Origin of the sequence: Caulobacter sp. 17J65-9, from assembly GCF_010975005.1 — a bacterium.
Classification (GTDB): Bacteria; Pseudomonadota; Alphaproteobacteria; order Caulobacterales; family Caulobacteraceae; genus 17J80-11.
Genome location: NZ_JAAIVC010000195.1, coordinates 1 through 6,123 on the forward strand (window position 1 = coordinate 1; position 6,123 = coordinate 6,123).

The following is a 6,123-nucleotide window of genomic DNA, read 5'->3' on the forward strand; positions in this document are numbered from 1 at the left end:
GGCCTGGCCCGCGCCGACGCGGTGATCGTGCTGCTGCCGGCCGACCTGGCCGCGCCCGACCCGGAGCTGCTGGCGGTGTTCGCCGGCAAGCCGGTGCTGGTCGCCCGCCTGGAGCAGGCCGCCCCGCCGCCGCCCGGGCCGCTGGTCGGCTTCGCCGGCATCGCCAAGCCCTGGAAGTTCGAGCGTGCGATCACGGCCGCCGGCGCTGAGCTGGTCGCCTTCGAGCCCTTCCCCGACCACGCCGCCTATGACGAGGATACGCTCACGCGCCTGGCTGAACGCGCGCAGGCGTCGGGCGCGGGCCTGGTGACGACGGAAAAGGATTGGGTGCGTCTGCCGTCCCACTGGCGCGCGCGGGTGAGCCCCTGGCGTATCCGCGCGCGCTTCGACGACGAACCGGCGGCGAAGGCGCTCCTTGCGGAGATTTCGCCGCCGGCTTGACGGTCACGCCGCCTTACGGAGCGGCGCGGCCGTTTCGGCTTCCGCGCCTTGCGGGGCCGGAGCCGCTTCCTTGTAGGCCGCCCCGTTGACCGGGATCTTCCGGTACTGGGAGGCCTCGGCCGCCTTCGGGATGAAGACGGTCAGGACGCCGTTCTTGAAGGTCGCCTTGCAGTCGTCCCCGCAGCGGGTCGCATCGACGGCCGGTCCGAGCGCGATGGTGCGTTCGAAATGCCCGTACATACGCTCGCTGAAGGCTCCGGCGCCTTCATGTTCGACGTGCTTGTCGCCCCTGATCATCAGGGTCCCGTCGTCTTCGATCAGGACTTCGACGTCCTTTTCGTCGACTCCGGGCAGTTCGGCGCTGACCTTGTAGCCGGTGTCAGCCTCGTAGATCTCGACCTTCGGCCAGACCGAGGCGGCGGTGTCCGCCCGGTAGGCGTAGGCAGGATAGGCGAGGTCGAAACCGTCGCGGGCCAGACGTTCGAACAGGCGATTCATTTCCCTGTTGAGCGTCAGGACGGAATCCATCCCACGCGGGATGAGGTTTCGTTCAGGCGTCCAGGGCGCGAGATCGCGTAGCATCTCACATCTCCTCTCAAAGAGTGGAGCCGCTCGAAGCTGGCGAAGTCGTGGTGTCGTCTCGTCCGAAAGGGACGCGGCGGCGCCGCAGGCTTTAGTCGCCTCGGGGGCCGCCGCCGAAGCCCCCTGGAGGCCTCGGCGACAGGAAATATATGGGGTCGCCGCCCTATGCCCCCAAGCGAGGCGGCGACCCTTTTTCCAGCTCAGTTCTTGTAGATTTCGCCGCCCTTCATGACGAAGGCGACGTGCTCCAGCTCGGTGACGTCCTTGAGCGGATCGCCCTTCACCGCCACCAGATCGGCGGCCATGCCGGGCTTCAGGGCGCCGACCTCGTCGGAGATCTGCAGGTGGTCGGCGGCGCGCACGGTGGCGGCCTGGATGGCCTCCAGCGGGCTGAGGCCGGCCTTCACCAGCAGGGCGAACTCCTGGGCGTTGTCGCCGTGGGCCGAGACGCCGGAGTCGGTGCCGAAGGCGATCTTGATCCCGGCGTCGTGCGCCCGGCGGGCCATGTCCAGCATCTTCGGCCCGGCTTCCCGCGCCTTGGCGGTCTGCGCCGCCGAGAAGAAGTTGTTGGGGCTGTTGGCGACGCGGGTGACGAAGTCGCCGGCCATCAGGGTCGGGATCAGGTAGGCGCCGTTCTTCTTGTAGAGCCTGAACGACTCCGCGTCGGCGAAGGTGCCGTGCTCGATGGAGTCGACGCCGGCGGCCAGGGCGGCGTTGATGCCGTCGACGCCGTGGGCGTGGGCGGTCACCCGGCGGCCCAGCGAGTGGGCGGCTTCCACGATGGCGACCAGCTCGTCGTCGGCCAGCTGCTGGCCCAGGCCCGCCTTGGTGTTGGACAGCACGCCGCCGGTGGCGGTGATCTTGATCACGTCCGCGCCGTACTTGACCTGCATGCGCACCGCCTTGCGGCACTCGTCGGCGCCCGAGCAGGCGGTCGGCGAGGAGATCACGTGCAGGATGTCCTCGCGGTAGCCGTGGGCGTCGGCGTGGCCGCCGTCCGGGGTGATGGCCGAGCCGGCCGCCAGGATGCGCGGGCCCGGGACCTTGCCGGCCTTGATGCCGTCGCGCAGCGCGAAGATGGCGTCGTTCTCGGCGCCCAGGTCGGCGACGGTGGTGAAGCCGGCCCGCAGGGTCTTGGCGGCGTAGGCCGCGCCGGTGATCGCCTGGTCGGCGGAGGACTGGGTGACCTCGTCCAGACGGCCGTTGGGGCCCTGCTGGCTGGTCAGGTGCACGTGGCTGTCGATCAGGCCCGGCAGGACGAAGCTGTCGCGCAGGTCGATCACCTGGCCCTCGCCGACGAAGCCGTCGCGGATCTCCACGACCTTCCCGTCCACGACCACCAGGGTCTTGTTCGTCTCGACCTTGCCGGTGGCCGGATCGGCCATCAGGCGACCGACCTGGATGAACTTAGCTCCAGCCGGAGCAGTTTGAGCCAGCGCAGCGGGGCCGGCCCCCAAGAGGGCGGCCAGGCTGGCCGCGACGATCAGACGCTTCATGAATCCCCCCAAACAATGTGGAGTGCAGCATAAGGCCGCAGCTTCAGACGCCAAGGGCGCCTTTCGTTGGCCCCAAGGACTCACCCAAATGGGGAAAGTTTAGTTAATTCGAGAGTTTGTAAATGGACCTGTCGCGTCGAGGACTGATCCTGGGGTGTGCGGCCCTGGCCGGATCCTGTGCGACGGCCGGTCGGCGCCCGTCTCCGGTTCTGCAGGCGGCCGCCCCGACGCCGCCGCCCCCGACCACGCCCGTGCTGCCTCCGGCCCGCGCGACGCTGAACGTCGTGGGCGCGGCGCAGACCAACTACGATCCCAAGGGCTGGATCCGCCAGCCGCTGCTTGCGGCGGGCCTGGAAGCCTACGAGCGGCACGGCCGCAGCCTGACCAACCGCGACCGGATCTACCTGGTCGATTTCAGCAAGCACTCCAGCCAGCAGCGCCTGTTCGAACTGGACATGCGCTCGGGCGACGTGCGCCGCTTCCGCACCGCCCACGGCCAGGGTTCCGACCCGAGCCACAGCGGCTTCGCGCGGCTGTTCTCCAACGTGGCGGACTCGCACGCCTCGTCGGTCGGGGCCTATGTGACCGGCGGCCCGGGCATGGGCGCCAAGCACGGCCCGAACACCATCCTGGAAGGCCTGGACCCGACCAACTCGGCCGCGCGCGCCCGGGCGATCATCGTCCACGGAGCCGACTACTGCGAGCCGGCCTACCTGGACGCGCACGGCAAGCTGGGCCGCAGCTTCGGCTGCTTCGCCACCGCCAGCGCCGATCTGCAGACCCTGCGCCCGCGCCTGGGCGAGGGGCGGCTGCTGTTCGCGGCCGCCTGAGCCTGACCTAGCGCTGGCGCGCCAGTTCGCGCCAGCCGATGTCGGTGCGGTAGAAGCCGCCCGGCCAGTCGATCTGGGCCACGGCCGCATAGGCCTTGTTGCGCGCTTCGGCGAAGTCGGCGCCCAGCGCACAGACGTTCAGCACCCGCCCGCCGGCCGCCGTCAGCGTGCCGTCGGCGCGCCGGTTGGTGCCGGCGTGGAAGACCGTGACGTCCGGACCAAAGTCCTGCTCGGCCCCGCGGATCACCGAGCCTGGGATCGGGCTGTCGGGATAGCCGCGCGCGGCCATGACCACGCACACGGCCGCTTCCGCGCGCCACTGCGGCTGGCCGACCTTGGCTAGGTTGCCGGTCGCGGCCGCATGCAGGAACGGGACGATGTCGCTCTTCAGGCGCATCATCAGCACCTGGCATTCCGGGTCGCCGAAGCGGGTGTTGTACTCGACCAACCGGGGCTGGCCGCCCTCGCCGATCATCAGGCCGGCGTAGAGCACGCCGCGGAACGGCGCGCCCTCGGCCGCCATGCCGCGCACGGTCGGCTCGACGATCTTGGTGCGGGCCGCCTCGACCACCGTGTCGGTGAAGGCCGAGGTCGGCGAATAGGTGCCCATGCCGCCGGTGTTAGGGCCGGCGTCGCCGTCGAAGGCGCGCTTGTGGTCCTGGGCGCCGCCGAACAGCAGGGCGCGCTCGCCGTCGCACAGCGCGAACAGCGAGGCTTCCTCGCCGGCCATGAACTCCTCGATCACCACCCGCGAGCCCGGGCCGCCGCCGAAGCGGCCGCCGATGCGGGCCTCGATCTCGGCCTCGGCGTCGCGGCGGTCCGGCGAGATGGCCACGCCCTTGCCGGCGGCCAGGCCGTCGGCCTTGATCACGTAGGGCGGCTGGAAGTTCGACAGGAAGGCCTTGGCCTGCGCCTCGTCCTCGAACACGCCGTAGGCGGCGGTCGGAATGTTGTGGCGATCGCAGAAGGCCTTGGTGAAGGCCTTGGAGGTCTCCAGCCGGGCGGCCTTGGCGGTCGGACCGAAGCAGGGAATGCCGACGGCGGCCAGGCGGTCGGCCAGGCCGGTCTCCAGCGCCGTCTCCGGCCCCACCACCACCAGGTCGCAGCGCATGTCGCGCGCCAGCGCCACCAGGCCTTCGACGTCGGTCGCCTTGACCGGATGCAGCTCGGCGATCTGGTCCATGCCGGGATTGCCCGGCGCCACGACCAGGCGCTTCACCAGCGGGGACTGCTTGATCTTCCAGGCCAGCGCGTGTTCGCGGCCGCCGGAACCGACGACGAGGATGTTCATGCCCCGCGTCTCGCCCGCGTCGCGAGCGCGGTCAAGCGGTCCCGTCACTTCAAGAAGGTGAACGCCAGCGCAACCAGCAGCGCCGCCCCGACCATCAGCAGGATGAGCCCCGGCCCCAGCCGCCGTTCGGGCGCCCGCGCCGGCGCGACCGGCTCGTAGGCGTCCATCTCGTCGGCGCTCAGTCCGGCGGCCGGGTCGAACACGTCCATCTCGTCGGCGGCGAGCGCGGCGGCCGGATCGGCCTGCAGTTCGGCGGGCGCGGCGGGCGGATGGGGCGGCGGGGAAGGCTCGGGGACCGGCTCCGGAACGCGGATCATGACGCGACAATCCTTTCGCGGATCGAACGAGCGGCGCGACCCGCCGTTCCGATGCGCTATAGGTCGGGGATGTCCCTGGTCGATTCAGCCCCGCAGAACGAAGGCCCAAAGAACGAAGGCAACGCGCCCGCCTACTCGGTGTCCGAACTGGCGATGGCGCTGAAGCGCACGCTGGAGGACGCCTACGGCTTCGTGCGCTTGCGCGGCGAACTGTCGAAGGTGACCCGCCACTCGTCCGGCCACGTCTACCTGTCGATCAAGGACGAGCGCGCCGCCATCGACGGGGTGATCTGGAAGGGCCAGGTGCGCGGGCTGAAGGCCCAGCCCGAGCAGGGGCTGGAGGTGATCGTCACCGGGCGGATCACCACCTTCCCGGCCTCGTCCAAGTACCAGCTCGTCATCGAGACCATGGAGCACGCCGGCATGGGCGCGCTCCTGGCCCAGCTGGAGCGGCTGAAGGCCAAGCTGCACGGCGAGGGCCTGTTCGCCGCCGAGCGCAAGCGGCCGCTGCCGCGCATGCCCGCCACCATCGGGGTGATCACCAGCCCGACCGGCGCGGTGATCCGCGACATCCTGCACCGCATCCGCGACCGCTGGCCCTGCCGGGTGGTGGTCTGGCCGGTGATCGTGCAGGGCGACCAGGCCGCAGCCCAGGTGGCCGCCGCCGTGCGCGGCTTCAACGCCCTGCCGGCGACCGGCGGCACGGTGCCGCGCCCGGACGTGCTGATCGTCGCCCGCGGCGGCGGCTCGATCGAGGACCTGTGGCCGTTCAACGACGAGGCCCTGGCCCGCACGGTCTCCGAAGGACGCATCCCCCTGATCTCGGCCGTCGGGCACGAGACCGACACCACCCTAATCGACTACGTCTCCGACCGCCGCGCGCCGACGCCGACCGGGGCCGCCGAGATGGCCACGCCCGTGCTGGCCGAGCTGAAGGCCGCCACCGCCGACTACGAGCGCCGGCTGATGCGCAGCGCCGCGCGCACGCTGGAGGACCGTCGTCACCGGCTGAACGCCGCCGCCCGCGGCCTGCCGCGCCCGGCCGACCTGCTGGCCATGGCCAGCCAGCGCTTCGACCTGGTCGCCGGCCGCCTGGCCTCGGCGCTCGAGCGCAACACCGCCGCCCACGAGCGCGACCTGCTGCGCTGGGCCTCGCGCCTGACGCC

7 protein-coding genes are annotated in these 6,123 nt (G+C 71.1%); 3 read left to right on the forward strand and 4 right to left on the reverse strand.

Annotated elements, in window-relative coordinates; all coding sequences use genetic code 11:
* The coding region (locus tag G3573_RS19190; RefSeq protein ID WP_163263290.1) for a tetraacyldisaccharide 4'-kinase at positions 1 to 441 on the forward strand (441 nt) is incomplete at its 5' end.
* Between the two features lie 3 nt (positions 442 to 444).
* Here the strand turns inward: G3573_RS19190 and G3573_RS19195 are convergent.
* Both G3573_RS19195 and G3573_RS19200 read right to left on the reverse strand, forming a co-directional pair.
* On the reverse strand, positions 445 to 939 hold the full coding sequence (locus G3573_RS19195; RefSeq protein ID WP_205598369.1) for an Hsp20/alpha crystallin family protein: 495 nt from the start codon (positions 937 to 939) through the stop codon (positions 445 to 447).
* Between the two features lie 284 nt (positions 940 to 1,223).
* Positions 1,224 to 2,519 carry an amidohydrolase family protein gene (locus G3573_RS19200; RefSeq protein ID WP_163263292.1) on the reverse strand — a complete coding sequence of 432 codons (1,296 nt, stop codon included), beginning with the start codon at positions 2,517 to 2,519 and terminating at the stop codon, positions 1,224 to 1,226.
* 122 nt (positions 2,520 to 2,641) lie between these two features.
* Here G3573_RS19200 and G3573_RS19205 point away from each other — a divergent pair, with 122 nt between their 5' ends.
* On the forward strand, positions 2,642 to 3,349 hold the full coding sequence (locus G3573_RS19205) for a murein L,D-transpeptidase catalytic domain-containing protein (RefSeq protein WP_163263293.1): 708 nt from the start codon (positions 2,642 to 2,644) through the stop codon (positions 3,347 to 3,349).
* A gap of 7 nt (positions 3,350 to 3,356) precedes the next feature.
* Here G3573_RS19205 and purD read toward each other — a convergent pair whose 3' ends face one another.
* A complete protein-coding gene (gene purD / locus G3573_RS19210; protein WP_163263294.1) occupies positions 3,357 to 4,640 on the reverse strand; it encodes a phosphoribosylamine--glycine ligase in 1,284 nt (427 codons plus the stop codon).
* Positions 4,641 to 4,684: 44 nt separating this feature from the next.
* The gene (locus tag G3573_RS19215; protein WP_163263295.1) at positions 4,685 to 4,957 is read right to left on the reverse strand and encodes a hypothetical protein; all 273 of its coding nucleotides are present in this window, start codon (positions 4,955 to 4,957) and stop codon (positions 4,685 to 4,687) included.
* Between the two features lie 69 nt (positions 4,958 to 5,026).
* Here G3573_RS19215 and xseA point away from each other — a divergent pair.
* A partial coding sequence (xseA, locus tag G3573_RS19220) for an exodeoxyribonuclease VII large subunit (protein WP_163263296.1) occupies positions 5,027 to 6,123 on the forward strand: 1,097 nt, incomplete at its 3' end.

Bases quoted from the DNA above. Each gene is read 5' to 3' on its own strand.
- purD (WP_163263294.1), bottom strand. From the start codon at position 4,640: ATGAACATCCTCGTCGTCGGTTCCGGCGGCCGCGAACACGCGCTGGCC.
- G3573_RS19195 (WP_205598369.1), bottom strand. From the start codon at position 939: ATGAATCGCCTGTTCGAACGTCTGGCCCGCGACGGTTTCGACCTCGCC.
- G3573_RS19200 (WP_163263292.1), bottom strand. From the start codon at position 2,519: ATGAAGCGTCTGATCGTCGCGGCCAGCCTGGCCGCCCTCTTGGGGGCC.
- G3573_RS19205 (WP_163263293.1), top strand. From the start codon at position 2,642: ATGGACCTGTCGCGTCGAGGACTGATCCTGGGGTGTGCGGCCCTGGCC.
- G3573_RS19215 (WP_163263295.1), bottom strand. From the start codon at position 4,957: ATGATCCGCGTTCCGGAGCCGGTCCCCGAGCCTTCCCCGCCGCCCCAT.